The sequence below is a fragment of the Bacteroides reticulotermitis JCM 10512 genome (assembly GCF_000517545.1).
Lineage (GTDB): Bacteria > Bacteroidota > Bacteroidia > Bacteroidales > Bacteroidaceae > Bacteroides > Bacteroides reticulotermitis.
Map to the genome: position 1 here is coordinate 36,282 of NZ_BAIV01000027.1, position 18,189 is coordinate 54,470.

The following is an 18,189-nucleotide window of genomic DNA, read 5'->3' on the forward strand; positions in this document are numbered from 1 at the left end:
CGTTTTAAATTCATCTTAATCGCTCACTTTCTCAACCGAGCTACCGGAATATTCAATTGCTGGCGATATTTAGCGACTGTCCGACGGGCAATGGGATAGCCTTTTTCTTTCAAGATGTCGGCTAGTTCATCATCCGTTAGCGGTTTCTTTTTGTCTTCGGCATCAATACATTCTTTGAGGATTCTCCGTATTTCGCGCACCGACATTTCTTCACCGTCTTCCGTTGTATAGCCATCACTGAAGAAGTACTTCAACGGATAAATTCCAAAATTGGTTTGTGCGTATTTGCTATTACTTACGCGTGAGATAGTCGATATATCCAAGCCGGTCTGTGTCGCCACATCTTTCAGGATCATCGGCTTGAGCAGGGACTCGTCTCCCTCAAGGAAGAACGGACGCTGTAAATCAATTATAGCACGCATTGTGGTCAATAGCGTATTCTGACGTTGCTTAACGGCATCAATGAACCCTTGTGCGGCATCCATCTTTTGTTTGAGGAACATCATGGCCTCTTTCGACTCTTTCGTCTGATTGGCTCTGTTCTTGGTATGCTCTTCTATCATATCCATAAAGTCGCGGCTCATGCGTAGCTCGGGCACATTCCGGTTGTTCAGACTGATATTTATAGTACCGTCATCGTAGGTATCGATAATGAAATCGGGAACGATCTGCTGGAAATTCCGTCCAATTGCCTCTCCAAGCGAAGCACCCGGACGAGGATTAAGCTTCGTTATTTCGGCAATGGCTTCATTGAAGTTTTCCTCGGTCACATCCAACCGTTTAACCATTTTCTCCCAATGCTTACGGGTGAACTCTTCGTAACAATCGCTGATAATACGCTCTTCGAGATCTAACTGGGCGTCTTGGCTATTCTCTTCTTTCTTCCGACGGATCTGTATCAGCAGACATTCTTGTAGGGAACGTGCACCAATACCTGCCGGATCAAAATCCTGCAAACAGGATAGAGCCTCTTCAAGCTCTTCTTCGGTACACTCCACGCCGGCATAGATTGCCAATTCATCGCAAATACTATCCAACGACTTACGTAGCAAGCCGTCGTCGTCCAGCGAACCGATCAAGTATTCCACCAATTCACGTTGATGATCGGTCAGGTTACGTTCACGGAGTTGTTCTTTGAGGATTTCATAAAAAGAAGTAGCATCAGAAAAAGGAATTTCTTCCACACGTTCGTCACGCGAACGGTTGTTTTCCTGCAACTTATAATCGGGTATATCGTCCTCGGTCAGGTAATCACCCAACGAGTCGTAATCGGTGGCTTCTTCATGCTCTCCTTCTGGTTCGGAGCTATCGCCATCCGCGTACTCATCCGTCACACTCTCCTCTTTTCCTTCTTCGAGTGCGGGATTTTCTAATAGTTCAGCATGAATACGGTCTTCCAATTCAACTGCGGGAAGCTCCAACAATTTCACGACCAGAATCTGCTGCGGCGAAAGCGTCTGTATCTGTTGCTGCGCCTGCGTTTGTATTTGACGGGAACCTTGTGCCATATCTGTTTTAGCTTTCTACTATTTCTTTATACTCGCTACAAAAGTAACTCTTTACGGAGAGATTACCCAGATTAGTAGGAAGATTTTTAATCCTATAACACAAAAATCTTTATCTTTGTTGCACGAACTTTAAAATAAAGAGAATATGTTTGCAAAAGAGACGTATGTGCAGCGCAGAGCCCTGCTGAAAAAGCAAATAGGATCTGGCATTTTGTTATTTCTGGGAAACGATGACTGTGGACTGAATTATGAAGATAATGCTTTCCGTTATCGTCAGGATTCCACATTCCTTTATTATTTCGGGATTTCCGCCCCCGGACTTTCTGCCATCATCGATGTCAGTGAGGATAAGGAAATCATTTTTGGAGATGAATTATCAATCGATGCAATTGTGTGGATGGGCGCACAACCCACGCTGCGTGAAAAGTGTGAACGAGTAGGAATAAGCGAAGTTATACCTGCGGCCGACATCACAAGTTATTTACATCGATATACTTCCAAAGGGAAAAGCGTACATTATTTGCCTCCCTATCGCCCTGAACATAAACTGAAACTGATGGATTGGCTCGGAATAGCTCCGGCACAACAAGCGGGTTCGGTTCCTTTCATTCGTGCCATTGTGGCTCAACGAAACTATAAATCGGCAGAGGAGATTGTCGAAATAGAAAAAGCCTGCAATGTCACAGCCGATATGCATATTGCCGCCATGAAGGTTTTACGCCCGGGTATGTATGAGTATGAAGTAGTAGCGGAGATGAACCGCGTAGCAGAATCGAACAACTGCCAACTTTCGTTCCCTACCATTGCCACAATCAATGGACAGACCTTGCACAACCACTATTACGGCAATCAAGTAAAACCGGGAGATTTATTCCTGATTGATGCCGGTGCCGAAGTAGAGTCGGGTTATGCGGGCGATATGTCGTCTACTCTGCCTGCCGACAAAACATTCACTGCACGCCAACGCGAAATCTATGAAATCCAGAATGCGATGCATCTGGAATCGGTAAAAGCTCTCCGCCCGGGTATTCCGTATATGGATGTATACGATTTGTCTGCCCGTGTGATGGTGGAAGGTTTGAAAGCTGTCGGCCTGATGAAAGGAAATGCCGAAGATGCTGTCCGTGAAGGTGCCCATGCGCTGTTTTACCCACATGGTTTGGGACATATGATGGGATTGGATGTTCACGATATGGAGAACTTCGGAGAAGTTTGGGTTGGCTATAACGGACAACCTAAGAGCACACAGTTCGGCCGTAAGTCTCAACGCTTGGCTATTCCATTGGAACCGGGCTTCGTGCATACGGTAGAACCGGGTATTTACTTCATTCCCCAACTGATCGACAAATGGAGAAGTGAAAAGAATTTTACGGACTTCATTTGCTACGATAAAGTGGAAACCTATAAAGACTTCGGCGGAATCCGTAATGAAGAAGATTATCTGATTACCGAAACCGGTTCACGCCGCCTGGGTAAGAAAATCCCTTTGACACCCGATGAAGTGGAAGCATTGAGATAAGAAGAGATTATCTGGCCACTGATTGCCATTTTTATCTTTTTACATATAGCGGAAGTTATTCAATACGATGAAAAACTTCCGCTATATTTGTCAGCCTACCAGATATTCCATCTATTATAACACTTTTTCGCCCCTCTTTTGCTGAATCTTCCGTAATATTGCACCTACAATATAACAAACCTGAAATTAGAATGAATACTAAAATGAATCGAACCCTGAAAAAACTACTTCTATCCGTCTGGATTTTATCAATTACTTCTTTATGGGCAGTAGCCGAAAATTATCCCTACCGAAGCGATGTGCTTTGGGCAACCGTGCCCAACCATGCCGACTGGCTTTATAAAACCGGCGAACAGGCCACCGTGGAGGTACAAATGTACAAATATGGCATTCCGGTAGACAAAGCATTGGTGACATACGAGATCGGTGGAGATATGATGCCAGCCGACGCACAAGGTAATGTTACACTCAAAAACGGGAAAGCGGTAATCCCAATCGGTACCATGAAACAGCCCGGCTTCCGCGACTGTCGAGTGAAAGCAACGGTAGACGGAAAAACGTATGCGCATCATGTGAAGGTGGGTTTCTCTCCCGAAAAACTGCAACCTTACACTAGCTTACCTGCCGACTTCAACCAGTTTTGGGAGAAAGCTAAAACCGAACAGGCAGCGTTTCCATTGTCGTATACCAAAGAGCACGTAGCCAAATATTCCACGGACAAAATCGACTGCTATTTAATCAAGCTACAACTCAATCGCCGTGGGCAGAGCATTTATGGTTATTTGTTCTATCCCAAAGGGGGTGGAAAATATCCGGTTGTATTATGCCCTCCGGGAGCGGGAATCAAAACGATCAAGGAACCTTTACGCCATAAGTACTATGCAGAACAAGGTTTTATCCGTTTTGAGATCGAGATTCACGGACTAAATCCCGAGATGAGCGATGAGGAATTCAAAGAAATCAGTACCGCATTCAATGGTGGAGAGAACGGATACCTGACTAACGGATTGGACAGCCGCGACAATTACTATATGAAGCGGGTGTATCTGGCTTGCGTGCGCAGCATTGATTTACTAACGTCTCTTCCCGAATGGATGGCAAAAATGTAATTGTTCAAGGCGGTAGTCAGGGGGGAGCGTTGGCGCTGATCACTGCCGGACTGGATCAACGGGTGACGGCTTGCGTTGCCAATCATCCCGCTCTGAGTGATATGGCCGGTTATAAAGCCGGACGGGCAGGCGGCTATCCGCACTTCTTCAGAAATTCGGTAGATATGGACTCGCCCGCAAAGCTGAAAACAATGGCGTACTACGATGTCGTAAACTTTGCCAAACAGATTCAGGCTGACACTTTTATCACTTGGGGATTTAATGATGATGTTTGTCCGCCAACAACCAGCTACATTGTGTACAACGCACTGAATTGCCCCAAAGAAGCATTGATAACACCGATCAATGAGCATTGGACTTCCAGCGATACCGAATACGGGCATCTTCTCTGGATTAAAAAACACTTGAAATAATATGGATTGCAATATTCGGAATAGCGCATAGTTTCTATTCCGAATCCTTCAAAAATTGATTGAATGATGATGAAAAGAGTCTTTTCTTGTATCACGGCCATCTTATGGTTGGCATCAACCTTCGCACAAGCCCCACTTTCGCATGAGTTTGAGCGGGACTTGCCTTTGTTTCTCGACCAACTGAAAACAGAACTAACTTACCCGATGGCTTGGGGAAATAGTCCGCAAAAGAACTTCGGCAAGTGGAGAAAAGAGGCGCGTGCCACCGTATTGGATGCGATGCTAACTCCTCCTCCCAGCACCCAAAAGTATGAAATGGAGGTATTGGATACGGAGCAACGAAACGGATACGAAGCTCGGAAGATAGCATTCAACCTCACCGGTTATTCTCGTGTACCGGGATACTTACTTGTTCCGGAGGGGAAAGGGCCTTTCCCGGCAGTCGTTCTGCTACATGATCACGGAGCACATTTCTCCATTGGGAAAGAGAAGATGATCCGCCCATTCGGTGTTGATTCGCTGATTGCCGCAGATGCCGATCAATGGGCGCACCAATGTTATGACGACCAATATGTCGGAGATTATCTGGCAGCGAACGGTTATGTAGTTATCTCGATAGACGCGTTATTCTGGGGTGAGCGCGGACGAAAAGAAGGTGTACGATACGACAAACAACAGGCGGTTGCCTGTGTCTTTGAAATGTTGGGACGAAGCTGGAGTGGCTTTATTACGTACGAAGATATGTACACCACCGATTTTCTCGCTTCACTGAAAGAGGTCGATCCGGCAAGGATCGGTTGCATGGGATTCTCGATGGGTGGTTATCGTTCCTGGATGCTAGCAGCTTTGTCTGACAGGATTAAGGCAGGAGCTTCTGTTTGCTGGATGGTAACGACCGACTTTCAATTATCCTCAAAGCAAGGCTCCGGAAAAGGGGATTCCAATTATGCGAATGTACTTCCCGGCTTACGCCGTTACCTGGATTATCCGCATATCGCTTCCATTGCTTGCCCCAAGCCCATGCTATTCTTCAACGGACGCCAAGACAAACTGTTTCCCGTCCCCTCGGTCGAGGATGCGTATCGCCAAATGCACAAGGTCTGGGATAGTCGGTCGGCAGGCAATAAGCTCACGACCAAACTCTGGGATTTGCCGCATGTATGCAACCGGGATATGCAAAAAGAGATCTTAGCGTTTTTTGAACAGGGACTGAAATAGAAAGACAATCTCATAAACTCTAAAGAGCCTATTGTTCGCAAACAATAGGCTCTTTAGAATTTAAAGCAAACCTTCTTAAAGTCGCTTTACACATATATAAAAGTTAAGTCTTACTCGTCCCAATCAGACAACGGTAATGATTTCCGGCCATACCACTTCATCCAAGCATAAGATTTTCTTTTCCGAAGATATAGCGCATCGCCACAATTCTCTGTTGCTTCCCAATCGAATACAGAGTGAGAATGAAGCGTTCTCTCAAACCAATACAGCATATGATAGGTAGATAGTGCAAGAATCATCCACCACCACGAAAGCCACAAAGACAAAATGAGTGCCGGAAGTAAAGTTAATGACAGACACTCCCAAAATTGCCGCACATGAATGCGTAGTTCCATATCTTCCCAGACTTCCAGATTCCTATCCTTCGTAAAAAATAATCCTCCTAACATAAAAAACTGTTTGTTATTCCCTAATAACCATTTAGCTAAAACATTGTTGTAAAAAATCATAATCCTTCTTTTCGTTAAATATCTCGACTCCTTAACATTGAAATGCAAAGAATGTTCAAATACTGCACAAACAAATAACATCTTTTTATTCCTCGAGTCTCCCAAAAGCATCCTATTTTATTCTAAAATTTTAAATAGGTTCTAAAGGAACCACGTCCACAAACATGGGATAAACAACTAATACACAATAGATTAAAATAGAACAAAAGCAATAAGCATATCGATCTATTTTTTCCCAAAATGACTCCATCCTTGTTTATTCTGTTTCCTAAAGAAATATTTCATTTAAAGAAATTTACTATTCGTTTAGACAGATAAGTGTGGAGTTTCTCTCTCCGGCTTCATCTCCTATCGTTTTATTTCGCAACTGTATGCTGATTTATGCACCCCTATCCAACGATACAACCTGCAAAAAAAGAGTCTCACTCCAATTCTGAAGTGAGACTCCCCGTACAATATAAGGAATAACTTAATATTTGAAACTACTTCCACCTAAGAACTCTCGCAACAAAGAAGTCGGAGGGATCTCTTTATCCTGCACAGGCAAGAAGTACTTAATAAATTTCAGCAATCGATACGCTTCACAATATTCCGGAGAATTGCGAGGAACGCCCATCAAAATCGGTTCTACATGCATACGGAGAACAGCCAACTCAAAGATCAAAGCAGAGTTGAACATGACATCGGCATTCTCTTGATACGGAAAGATCCATTTATCCTCACCCGAACGTACGCTCGGCCAACGTGAGATTGTTTCCTGTGCCGAATAGCCGCGATAATTAAAGTCGCGTATTATACGGCGTAATAAACGGTTGTCCGTTGTTGGAATCCAGTTATGATCGTCCAAGGATATAGTGGTCAAAGCTGAAACATATATTTTAAACTTATTGGCAGCAGGTATATGAGGAGTCAGTTCCGGATTCAACGCATGAATACCTTCCAGAATCAAAATGGTATGATCGTCAATTTTCAGTTTGTCACCGGTATACTCTTTCTTACCCAACGTGAAATTAAAACGGGGAAGTTCCACCTCTTCACCACGCAACAAGGCTTGAAGTTGTCGATTAAACAGATCAAGATCTAGCGCGTAGAGAGATTCATAATCATAGTTCCCGTTTTCATCCAACGGCGTTTCCTCGCGATCAACGAAGTAATTATCCAATGAGATGGGATATGGCTTCAATCCATTGGTCATCAACTGAATGGATAGCCGTTTGCTAAAGGTTGTTTTCCCGGAAGAGGAAGGCCCGGCGATTAACACCAAGCGCGCGCGATTTCCATTGTTACCCCGATGAAAAATAGTATCGGCTATCTGAGCGATTTTCTTTTCTTGCAACGCCTCAGCAACATTAATCAAATCAGTGGTATGCCCCGCTTCACAAGCTAAGTTAAAGTCACCCACATTATTAAGCCCTGTAATATTACTCCAGTTCAAATATTCCTTGAATACATCGAGCATTTTCTCTTGCTTTACCACTTCTTCAAGCTCGGAAGGGTTTCCGCGACTCGGGATACGAAGCAACAGGCCATCGTAATATTTCACGATATCAAAAAGCTTGAGATAGCCGGTGCTAGGCAATAGGTTGCCATAATAGTAATCGATCGTATCGCCTAGCGTATAGTAATAGGTATAAAGTGATCCGGACGTTTCCAGTAAACGCACCTTGTCTTCCATTCCGTGTTCGCTAAACACGCGTACCGCTTCCGTTGTATGGCATTCAATGCGATGATAAGGAATGTCCTCTGCTACAATTTCCTTCATACGCTTTTTGATACGTGCGACATCTTCCAGCGTAATGGTTCTGCCAATGCGCAGGTTACAGAAGTATCCTTTAGATACCGGATGTTCTACATATAATTTGCCATCAGGAAACAACTCGCTAACTGCTTTATAAAGAACAAAACAGAGCGAACGAACATAGGTTCGCATACCGGAAGAATCTCTTACATCAAGGAAATCTATATCTTTATTATTATAAACCCGGAAGTTGAGCCTTCGGAACGATTATTGACTTTTGCGCTAACTACCTGATAAGGAAAATCGAGATTAAAACCGTGATAAATGTTCAAAAGTGAACTACCGACAGGAAACTCTTTAGAAAGATTATTATTCTTACAATAGACTTGTATCATTCGCTTCATCATTTTTAGAAGGTGAGTAACTGCACTAAATATAGACAATTTAATCAGTCCGAGGCAAGTAACCCCTTGCTTTATTATAAATGGAACATTCTTTTTGTGATTTTTTAAGGCTCATTGTGCTACAAAAAAGGCGTTTTCCTACTGTACGCATTATCACACATACGCGGTGAAGCGAAAGGGTATATAAGAAGATGCGCAATTCTAAAACAGCGATTAGCCTATAATAGCCGGATGACGGAAATCAAGCCATATCGGATGATACAGCGAAACCTCACAATGGTTGCTTAAAAAGAAAAAGTACTATCCGGAAGCAAGTTCGCAGACAGTACTTTTCTATTCTTTTCGGAAGACCTTAGTTATGCCGTTTGTTCGCCACTACCAATTGTTTTCCATACAATGGCACTAAATGCCGCACCTACAAAGGGAGCGAGAATAAAGAGCCACAATTGCGATAATGCCGCACCACCTTGGAACAAAGCCGGGCCAATACTACGAGCAGGATTTACAGATGTTCCTGTGATAGGAATACATACAATATGAATCAGTACCAGTGAGAGACCAATAGCCAAGCCGGCAAATGCACCTGCACCCTTTTTGGAATCGGTAGAGCCCAACACTACTAATACAAATATAAACGTAAAGACAGCTTCCGCAATGAAAGCATGCACCATTTGTCCGTCAGCAAATCCGTTCGAGCCGGTAGCAGTAGGACCTCCATGGGAACCTGTAGAAACTAATGCGAACAAAATAGCTGAGCCAATGATAGCACCGATCACCTGAAAGACCATATACATGGAGGCGTCTTTTCCACTCATCCGTCCGGATAGGAAAACTCCTAGTGTAATGGCCGGGTTAATGTGGCAACCTGAAATTCCACCAATAGTATAAGCCATAGCTACAACAGACAAACCAAAGGCAAAAGCAACGCCTAGCGTACCTACACCTGCACTAACTTCGCCTGCTGCACTTCCTGCAAACACTGCACTACCGCAGCCCATTAAAACCAGAACCATAGTTCCGACCATTTCCGCAATGTACTTCTTCATAATTACGATTGTTTTTATTTGAATTTACAAACATATTTCGGTAATAATAAACAATTTGACGTTACAAATGGTTCGTCATTTATCCGATTTTCCATCGCTTTTGTATCGAACTAACTAGAGGAGCTATGTCTTTAGACTGCGGACAGAAAGTACAGAACTGATCGCACTGGCAAAGGCTAGTTCTTTAATTGGCTGCTATTATTTATATGTACTCGGCACAAACGATGCCCGAAGCAAATAGTCCAGACTTGTTTTCACACTTTCTTCAACGCCCGTACTGTACCCTTCTACTTCTACAACGATGTGTTCAACTCCTGCTGTTTTAGCATTCTTAAATATGGCATCAAACCCAACCATACCACTTTGTCCAATCTCACGATGGTCTTTGATATGCAAGAGACTAAACCGGCCCGGATATTTATTAAAATAATCTACCGGACTATTTTTGCCCATTACCACCCAATACACATCCATTTCATAACAGACATATTCGGGATTCGTATTTTCAATCATATAATCCATCATGATTACTTTGTCCTCTACTTTTTGATATTCATGGGCATGATTGTGGTAGCCATACTTCAATCCGTTCGCTTTGCATCTTTTGCCTATTTCATTGTAATAGTCACAATAAGTTTGCAAATCCTTCACTGTTTTTGGCACCCCTAACGACGGAGTAACAATGTAGCTCATCCCGGCAGCCTTATGGTCGGCAATACACTGATCCCACCATTTTAAGGATTCGGTAAAATCTCCCGAAGCTAATTCTTCCGGACTCAATGATTTCGTACAATGCGAAGATAAGACGCGCATACCGGCAGCTTCCACATCCTTTTTAAACTCTTGAGGGGTACGTCCGTAGAACTTTCTATTTCCATAGTTCGCAGCTTCAACAGCTGTATATCCCATTTGTCCCAGATGCTTCAACACGTCTGTGTATTTTTTGTATTTCTCAGGCTGAGAAACATCACCACCGATAAGATCTCTCACGGAATACAGTTGGATAGCGATATCTTTTTTCGGTGCTGTTTTCTTTTGTGCCTTTGTGGTAGCAGGCAGTAGTAGTAAGCAAAGCAATAATGCCGGAAAAGCCAATTTTATTTTCATGATTGATTGAGGTATTAGTTTATAAAAGGTAAAACAAAGTACTATCTCCATTGAAGAACTAAAAGGAGTCCTTCAATGGAGTAGTAGTAATTCTATGAAAAGTGAAATTAGATAATTAAGAGTCTTGGTTTCCTTAATCCATCACTTTGATGCGAATGTTGCGGAACCAAACATCATCTCCATGATCTTGCAAACCAATGTAACCTTCACGTTCAGCACCACCAGCGTTATTCAACAGTTCAAAAGCCAAAGGCCATTTTTCTTGGCTGAATTTGCTAGCTTGCAACATATCAGTCCACTGTTTTGTCCAGAGGTGATATTCAACCACATTCTCGCCATTTTGTCCATGAACAACAGTTCCTTTATAAACCATTACTTTCGCTTTGTTCCACTCGCCAAAAGGTTTTGCATTTTGAGGAACTGCCGGAATCATATCATACAGAGACATGGCCTGACGATTATTGTCTTTACCCAGTTTAGCGTCCGGATGGTTCGCATTGTCAAGTACCTGAGCTTCGGGAGCAGAGATATAGATAGGTTCCATTCTCATTTCACCTGTTGCCGGGTCTTTGGATTCAACTTCCTGAGCCAAGTAGAAAACACCCGAGTTGCTTCCTTTAGCCACTTTGTATTCGAACTCCAATTCAAAGTTCTTAAATTTATGCGTGAAGATAAGATCGCCACCGTCACCATCTTGAGCTTCACCGCCGCCCGAGCCGTTGAACTTAATCGCGCCATCATCTACAATCCATTTACCAGGCACCTTATCTTTGCCATATCCGCGCCAGCCTTTCAGATCTTTGCCGTCGAACAGCACAATGAATCCGTCCTTATCGGTTTTGAACTCCGATAGATCCACTTGGGGATTATTTAATACTTTATATTCCGGCATCGCATTTTCAGTTTTAGTATCATCTGCCTTTTCGGCTTTCTTTTTTCCACTTCCACAGGCAACAAGTGCACCTGCTATCAGCATACATCCAACGACATAATTTAATTTTTTCATGATTTTTCGATTCGTCTAATTGTTAATAATCTGTTTTTCGATTGGTTATCTCGGCATATCCGGTAGTTTCCATCCATCACGATACGTGTGTTTGATTAACTCCTGCGCATAAGCTAATGCATTCACCGGATCAGTCCATGTTTTATTGAAGGATGGGTGTCCATCCGCAATCGTGAATCCATCTTTTATGACTGTACTGATCGTTGCATTCGGATCGATATTGGTAAACTGCATATTTTCACCGTCCCAGTGCAACTCTTGGTTGAGAGCTTGTAAACGTACTGCAAGCACGCCCATTACAACCATTTCATTAAACGGCCCTGCTTCACTAAATGGAGATGTGGTCTGTACGCGGTCATCGGCATGCTCCTGACAAGCTCTTACCCAGTCCATCTCATGAGAAGTCTTCACTTCGCGAAGTACTTTAGGAGCATTCGGGGTTCTACCTGACAACAACCATGGATTAGCACCATAACATCCGCAGAACAAAGTATCTTTTGTACCGTAGAAGATTACTCCTCCGCCCTGATCATTCATATCTTTATTAGCAGGGAATCCGGCTGGGCGCATCGGCTTAATTCCACCATCGTACCAGAATACTTCAACCTCAGGCATTGCAACTTTCGCCATATTATCACGCGCAGGGAAAGTAAACTTCACGGTTTGTGCATTAGGTGCACAATCGGTAAGAAGCAGGGTCGAGTTTCCTTGTACTTTAGTAGGATAACCCAATTTCAATCCTTTAAATACAGGATGAAGAATGTGGCAAGCCATATCACCCAAAGCACCGGTTCCGAAATCCCACCAGCCACGCCAGTTCCATGGCGTATAAATGGAATTGTATTCACGGAACTTAGCCGGGCCTAAGAACAAGTCCCAGTCTAATGTGCTCGGTACCTTCTCTATTTTGTCCGGGCGATTAAGTCCCTGCGGCCATATCGGGCGATCGGTGAAAGCTTCTACCTTGGTTATTTCACCAATTTCTCCATTCCATATCCATTCACAAATTTTCCGAACGCCTTCAGCCGAGGCTCCCTGATTACCCATCTGGGTAGCAACTTTATGCTTGGCGGCCAATTTAGTCAGCAGACGAGATTCGTACACAGTATGCGTCAAAGGTTTCTCCACATACACGTGTTTTCCCATAGTCATTGCTTCACCAGCCACAATAGCATGTGTATGATCGGCAGTTGCCACCATCACCGCATCAGCTGATTTGCCCAATTCCGCAAACATTTTCCGGAAATCGTGATACTTCTTGGCATTAGGATATTCCTTAAACACATTGCTGCAGTATTTCCAGTCAACATCGCAAAGGCCGATAATGTTATGCGTATTCATGCTTCTAAGCACGTGAGCTCCTCGCCCACCGACACCAACACCGATGATATTCAACTTATCACTTGGCGGTACATGCCCGAAGCTTTTTCCCAGAATGCTACTGGGGGCAATGGTGATACCTGCTAAAGCAGCAGCTCCGGTCTTGAGAAATTTTCTCCTTGTAAAGTCTGACATAATTTAAATTAGATTTTAGTAAATATTAGATCTTAGTAAATGAAATGTTTACACTTGTTGCAATAACCCATAGCCATTCTTCATCGTTCGGCGTCTTTCCAGAATACGATCGAGCGTTTGCAATTCGCCAATAGCGGGTAAGTCTTTGTTTTTAGCATCTTCGAGGAATTTCCAAGCGTATTCGGATGCAATGGCTGAGTCGCGCAAAGTAGGCAGATCGGGATGTCGCACACCCGACTGGATAGAATCAGCAAATAGATTACATAACTCATCTATATTTTTGCCGCCAAACGGGCGTTCTTCACGAATTGTCTGTGTCACACCGTACAGCTCTACGACAGCTGTTTTAAAATCATGCGTCATTCTCACAACGCCCTCTGTCCCAATAATGTCTATGTATGAATTGTGTGTTTGTTTTTTAGAGAGTTGACCATATACATGACCTTGGGTAATATCAAAGACTACGCCATTTTCAAACGTCCCGTGGCATTGCAGCCACCAAGGATCCTTATAGTTCCACATCCGCATTCCCTGTGCATTCCATGTTTTAAAGTTGCATCCGGTATACCACCGTGCGATATCGACATAGTGCATGCCACAGTCATGAAAAGACGGACCTTCATATTCGTGTCCCTCCCCAGGAGCTAATCCCGGTGTGAGATGACATACCCGAATAATTGCCAGTTCTCCGATCTCTCCCTGACGGATATAACTCTTGATTAGTTTGTGATACCAGGAATTGCGCAAGTAAAGATTTACAGTTGAGAATAAAGGTGAATTTTCCGCTATGCGAACAGCACTCCATTCGCGCATGATCGTATCAGCAACCGGTTTCTCGGAAATTATATGTTTACCACTCCGGATTGCTCGTTCGATTTGTTCTTTTCGGGAATCGGCTAAAGCGAAAAGCCCAACTACCTGTACAGACTCATCATCAAATATTTCTTGTTCATTATTGGTTACTTTGGATTCAGGGGAGTGCTTTCGTGCAAATTCGCGAGATCTCGGATTAGTATCACAGATATAAGCAATGTTCCATCGTCCACTCTTCTGCATCTCCTCCAGATAGAACCGTCCCATTCTGCCCAAACCTATAATCCCAACTTTAATTAGATTATTCATGTTTTTGATAAAAGATTATTAAGTATACTATTTCTCTTCAAGGTCCATTTAAAAGAAAAGATGAACGCTATTCACGTATATTCCACCCCGGAAATAGATCCATTTTTCTCTTATCACAAAGTTAATCCGATTTAGCCAAATGGTTAGACCTAGAGGCAATTATGTAGACTACAGAAAAAGCAACATACTGTATATTAATATATTACCTTTCTAACTACATCTAAAGATGTAGAAGATCTAAAAGGCACATTGGAAGCTCAACAAGCCCAATTGACCTGTTTTTATTGTTTTTGAGACATTTGTTAAACCGACGAAATTCTTTTATTTTCTCTATTTCGAGATCGATTCGGCCTCACAAATAAGTTGAAGAGATTTATAAGTACATATGCACCAAAGGTGATTCAGCGAATGCCTTTCAGGAAAGCAGTGTTATCTTATTAAGATAGGAATTAGTGTATTTTCCGGGTCATACCAATCTTCATCACCAGATCTTCAAACTCTTCGCGGTCTGAAGCTGCTTTATTTCTCATCTTCGTGCGGTAATTATAGATGGTGCTCATGGAGCAACGCAGAAAGCCTGCGATTTTTAGGCTATCGGTGATTCCCAAGCGCAAGAGCGCATAGATACGTAAATCTTTAGTCAGCAGGTCTTCAGCTTTCAGGTTAATTTGCTCATCCTTTGCCAACAAGGAATTGAAATCAGAAACAAATGTGGGATAAAGATTCAAGAAGATCCGATCAAAATGCGAATAGAGTTCTTCCAGTTCATTCTCAACGGCCGTCGTTGACTTTAGTTTTTTAATCAATTCTTCGTATTGCCTGTTTATGCCAAGCTTATACAATGTTTTTCGGTAGTCCTCCATCTTATCGATATACGTGGAGCAAAGATCAAAGAATTGGGCAATGTATTGTTCCTTCACACGGTTAGATTCCCATAGTTGCGTATTCTTATCGTGCAGCAAATCATTCTTTTCATTCAATTCTTTGTTGAGTTCAACCAACTTATCATTGGTCAGCGAAAGCTCTTCCTTAATTTTAGACAACTTCTTCATCTGGCTATAAATATAGCCGACTAGTAATATAAGGAAGAGAGATAAGACACTTATCAGCAAAAGGTATTTCTTCAATTCCCCATTCTTTTTCACTTTATCAGCCTGAAAAGAGGCGTTGATTATTGAATAAAACCGAGACATTTCTGCGGTTCGAAATTGTACTCCGGAATAGACTGCGTCCTCGATAGCAGACTGAGTGTATTTGAATGCCCTCGTAATATCTCCTGAATTGTAATAGATTAGAGCTAACCTATGAAACGAAGCGTTCTCTTTAATCGAATTTTTAACATCGGCTATAGCGGACTTGATATAGTAAATCTTTTCCAATTCGGATTTACCATTCACACCATGAATTCCAGCTAATGAATGGGTTATTCGGGCATACTCGGGTGTATTCTCTTCTTCAGCATCCAGCAAGCTATACAATAGGTCTTCGGCCTTTTTCGTCTCATTTGAAGACATGTACTTTTGTACCATATTCATTTTGTAACCAAAGGAGGAATGATCCAGAACACTCAGCAAAGAATCACGATAGGCATTTATCAACTGCCAATAATTGCTTTGCCCAGTCATCGTTGAGTAATGTTCGTAAAAGAGTAAGTATGCTTCGTAATAATTGCCCAAAATCGATTGCGGCAGATCGTGAGAGTCGATCTTTTTGAGGATTGCTTCTGATTCGATAAACTTTCCGGAATATGAATAGAAAGAAGCTAAAGTTATATCGGCGCTGTACTTCAGGTTGGCTTCTCCTACCATTTCAGCAATTTGCACATTGCGTTCGGCATAGTATATGGCCGAGTCGACTTTCAACTTCTGGTACTCGGCGTACAGCTTCTGGTTTATTTCATACTCATACTTCAGAGAATAGTCTTTTTCATTTAATAGATTCTTCAGGCTATTTATCTTTTGCTCTTTCTGACCAACAAATTGCTGCTTATTATCTATGATACGGTCTAAATATTCAGATAAGGATTTCAAATCTTCCTTACCCGAAACAGGTATGCTTAAAAAGCACAATAATATTAGACATAGATTTTTCAATTCGCAAAGGGTATTTATATGCCAAAACATTCAATTCCATCTGAATGTTATCAAGCGAACGACCAATATACTGACATCCTTCACCATTGTGTAATCTTACACGAACTATAACATAGCAGTTTTGACCGACCAGTTGATTAACGGGCGGCAATTTATGAAAAATATTTCAGATAGCAAAGAAGCGGATCGAATGTTTTTCATCCGCTTCTTGTATGAGTAGAGCTCTATTGAACAAATAAAAGGTCAATCCTCTGTAGCAAAAAGCGCCACGTTCAACATCAATTAATCAATACGAAGCAACCGTACTCCAACTTCCGCTTACTTTCATATTTTCAACTCCCAGCAAAGGCAGATTCACCGGTACAGAAACTGTCAGGTTTTTAATGTCACCAAGTATCAAACTGACAAGTGCATCAGTCAACCCCCCTATAATGAGTCCAAGACCCGGTATTTTTTTTACGGTAGCAATAGTCCCTGATAAGATATTGTCAATATTAGCCACATTTCCTATTTGAACAGATAATGTTAAGCTATGAGCTCCATCTGTCTGCAAAGTATAAGATTTAAGCGCTAAGTCTAGAAAAGAATAATCAGCCTTGTATCTTAAATTAGATTTTGGTCCGGTTGCTGTAAGGGGATCCGTGATATCCATAAAAGCGCCCGGAAGTAAATAATCACTGCCTATAACCTGATCGATCACAAGTCCCGCTACCAAGCCTTTAGCAAGAATATCGATCTTCTTCACGTTATAACTCGCATTAAAGCCTTTTATCGCAACATACCTGTCATTTACAGTTCCCCCGGTATCTGTTTTTAAGCCATATCTAAATCGTTGGCCTACCGGAAAAGACTCTTTGACATTCAAGTCAAAATCGATCGACTTCGGAAAATTGTCGATGGTCACAATAGACTCCGTGCCATACGCCCAAGGGTTTAAAATACGTCCCAAATATGCCACCCCTCCTTCATTCCCTGTTGCATTGGCTGCCAGCGCCAAAGTTATTTGAGTAAGAAGCGCCTGCCCCAATTGGTTGTACAAAGCAGTAGTTATCGGTTCTGCCAAATCAAGTACCAACTGATTTAACAAAGGATCAACTACACCTGCCAGTAGGAAAGTCAATCGATTGACAAGAACTGGACGTATCGTTTTGTACAAGATCCCATCCGAATTATCTGACAATGACCCAGTAAGAGCATTTTTTATGATATTCCGATAGCCGACTTGAGTCAAGATATTCTGAACCAATATATTCAAGGCATTGTTGGTATCCACAAAATTTCGATGCAGCCGAAGCATACCAATAATTCGCTGCATGAGGACTGCGGGGTTGGGTGTTGCGTCCGAGAACGTAACATTGGACCAGTAATACTCTGTATTGTCCGCGAACTCCACCGGTGGAAGAATGATGCGGGCAGCACTATACGTAGAGGTATACGTGCTTAAAACATCCGCATAATTTTGAGAAGAGCCACTTGTGGCATACGGAAATAATGTTTTCTCTATATTCCCTAGAAAGACAGCTTTATAACTCCCCTTGGGTAAAGTGTCTCGCACGGCCGTCAGTGGCCAGGTAGGAACTCCCTGTGAGGGTATTAAAATCGTTTTCTCCTTTACATATTCACCGGTCGATTTGTAGATTACATATCGCAAATGCCTCACTCTAGTATCGGTTCCTGTAACGGGAGCTCTGGTTCCCAACTCGAAAGTCGAAGCGGTGAAATTCACCACAAATGCCCCTTCCGGTACGCCCGCAGGGGTCGTATCCACCGGAGGAGTATCCGTAGGATCGATCACAAAGTCTGTATCTTTTTCACAGCCTGCCAATAAAAAGATAATCCAAGCTCCAAATACGAATCGTATCGCCTTTAATGTCATTGCCAT

The 18,189-nt window shown here is 42.6% G+C and carries 11 protein-coding genes and 2 pseudogenes; 3 read left to right on the top strand and 10 right to left on the bottom strand.

All coding sequences use genetic code 11. The features are described 5' to 3' along the window. Nucleotides 1-23: 23 nt before the first annotated feature. Nucleotides 24-1,508: an RNA polymerase factor sigma-54 gene (rpoN, locus tag JCM10512_RS15525; protein ID WP_044164568.1), complete on the bottom strand. Its 1,485-nt coding sequence runs from the start codon at nucleotides 1,506-1,508 to the stop codon at nucleotides 24-26. A gap of 145 nt (nucleotides 1,509-1,653) precedes the next feature. On the opposite strand from rpoN, the gene JCM10512_RS15530 reads away from it, so the two are divergent. From JCM10512_RS15530 to JCM10512_RS15540, 3 genes and pseudogenes are all read left to right on the top strand, one after another. Further along, the gene (locus tag JCM10512_RS15530) at nucleotides 1,654-3,027 is read left to right on the top strand and encodes an aminopeptidase P family protein (RefSeq protein ID WP_044164570.1); all 1,374 of its coding nucleotides are present in this window, start codon (nucleotides 1,654-1,656) and stop codon (nucleotides 3,025-3,027) included. Between the two features lie 203 nt (nucleotides 3,028-3,230). Further along, a pseudogene (locus tag JCM10512_RS15535) lies at nucleotides 3,231-4,549 on the top strand (acetylxylan esterase). A 66-nt stretch (nucleotides 4,550-4,615) separates the two neighbouring features. After that, the gene (locus JCM10512_RS15540; protein WP_044164634.1) at nucleotides 4,616-5,767 is read left to right on the top strand and encodes a dienelactone hydrolase family protein; all 1,152 of its coding nucleotides are present in this window, start codon (nucleotides 4,616-4,618) and stop codon (nucleotides 5,765-5,767) included. Nucleotides 5,768-5,877: 110 nt separating this feature from the next. Here the strand turns inward: JCM10512_RS15540 and JCM10512_RS15545 are convergent, their stop codons facing one another. From JCM10512_RS15545 to JCM10512_RS15585, 9 genes and pseudogenes are all read right to left on the bottom strand, one after another. Further along, nucleotides 5,878-6,276, bottom strand: coding sequence for a hypothetical protein (locus JCM10512_RS15545; protein ID WP_044164636.1), 399 nt, complete (start codon nucleotides 6,274-6,276; stop codon nucleotides 5,878-5,880). Nucleotides 6,277-6,745: 469 nt separating this feature from the next. Beyond that, nucleotides 6,746-8,418 (bottom strand): annotated as a pseudogene (locus JCM10512_RS15550) (nucleoside kinase). Nucleotides 8,419-8,774: 356 nt separating this feature from the next. Next, entirely contained in the window at nucleotides 8,775-9,473 is a 699-nt protein-coding gene (locus JCM10512_RS15555; protein ID WP_369346486.1) for an MIP family channel protein, read from the bottom strand. A gap of 189 nt (nucleotides 9,474-9,662) precedes the next feature. Then, nucleotides 9,663-10,571, bottom strand: coding sequence for a sugar phosphate isomerase/epimerase family protein (locus JCM10512_RS15560; RefSeq protein WP_044164638.1), 909 nt, complete (start codon nucleotides 10,569-10,571; stop codon nucleotides 9,663-9,665). 133 nt (nucleotides 10,572-10,704) lie between these two features. Beyond that, nucleotides 10,705-11,577: a 3-keto-disaccharide hydrolase gene (locus JCM10512_RS15565; RefSeq protein WP_044164575.1), complete on the bottom strand. Its 873-nt coding sequence runs from the start codon at nucleotides 11,575-11,577 to the stop codon at nucleotides 10,705-10,707. A gap of 45 nt (nucleotides 11,578-11,622) precedes the next feature. Continuing rightward, nucleotides 11,623-13,092 carry a glycoside 3-dehydrogenase gene (locus JCM10512_RS15570; RefSeq protein ID WP_044164577.1) on the bottom strand — a complete coding sequence of 490 codons (1,470 nt, stop codon included), beginning with the start codon at nucleotides 13,090-13,092 and terminating at the stop codon, nucleotides 11,623-11,625. A gap of 48 nt (nucleotides 13,093-13,140) precedes the next feature. Continuing rightward, complete coding sequence (locus tag JCM10512_RS15575; protein ID WP_081741381.1) at nucleotides 13,141-14,214, bottom strand: disaccharide 3-dehydrogenase; 1,074 nt, start codon at nucleotides 14,212-14,214, stop codon at nucleotides 13,141-13,143. 449 nt (nucleotides 14,215-14,663) lie between these two features. Further along, complete coding sequence (susR, locus tag JCM10512_RS15580; protein WP_244437231.1) at nucleotides 14,664-16,244, bottom strand: SusR family glycan utilization regulator; 1,581 nt, start codon at nucleotides 16,242-16,244, stop codon at nucleotides 14,664-14,666. 349 nt (nucleotides 16,245-16,593) lie between these two features. Further along, nucleotides 16,594-18,189 carry a hypothetical protein gene (locus JCM10512_RS15585; RefSeq protein ID WP_244437234.1) on the bottom strand — a complete coding sequence of 532 codons (1,596 nt, stop codon included), beginning with the start codon at nucleotides 18,187-18,189 and terminating at the stop codon, nucleotides 16,594-16,596.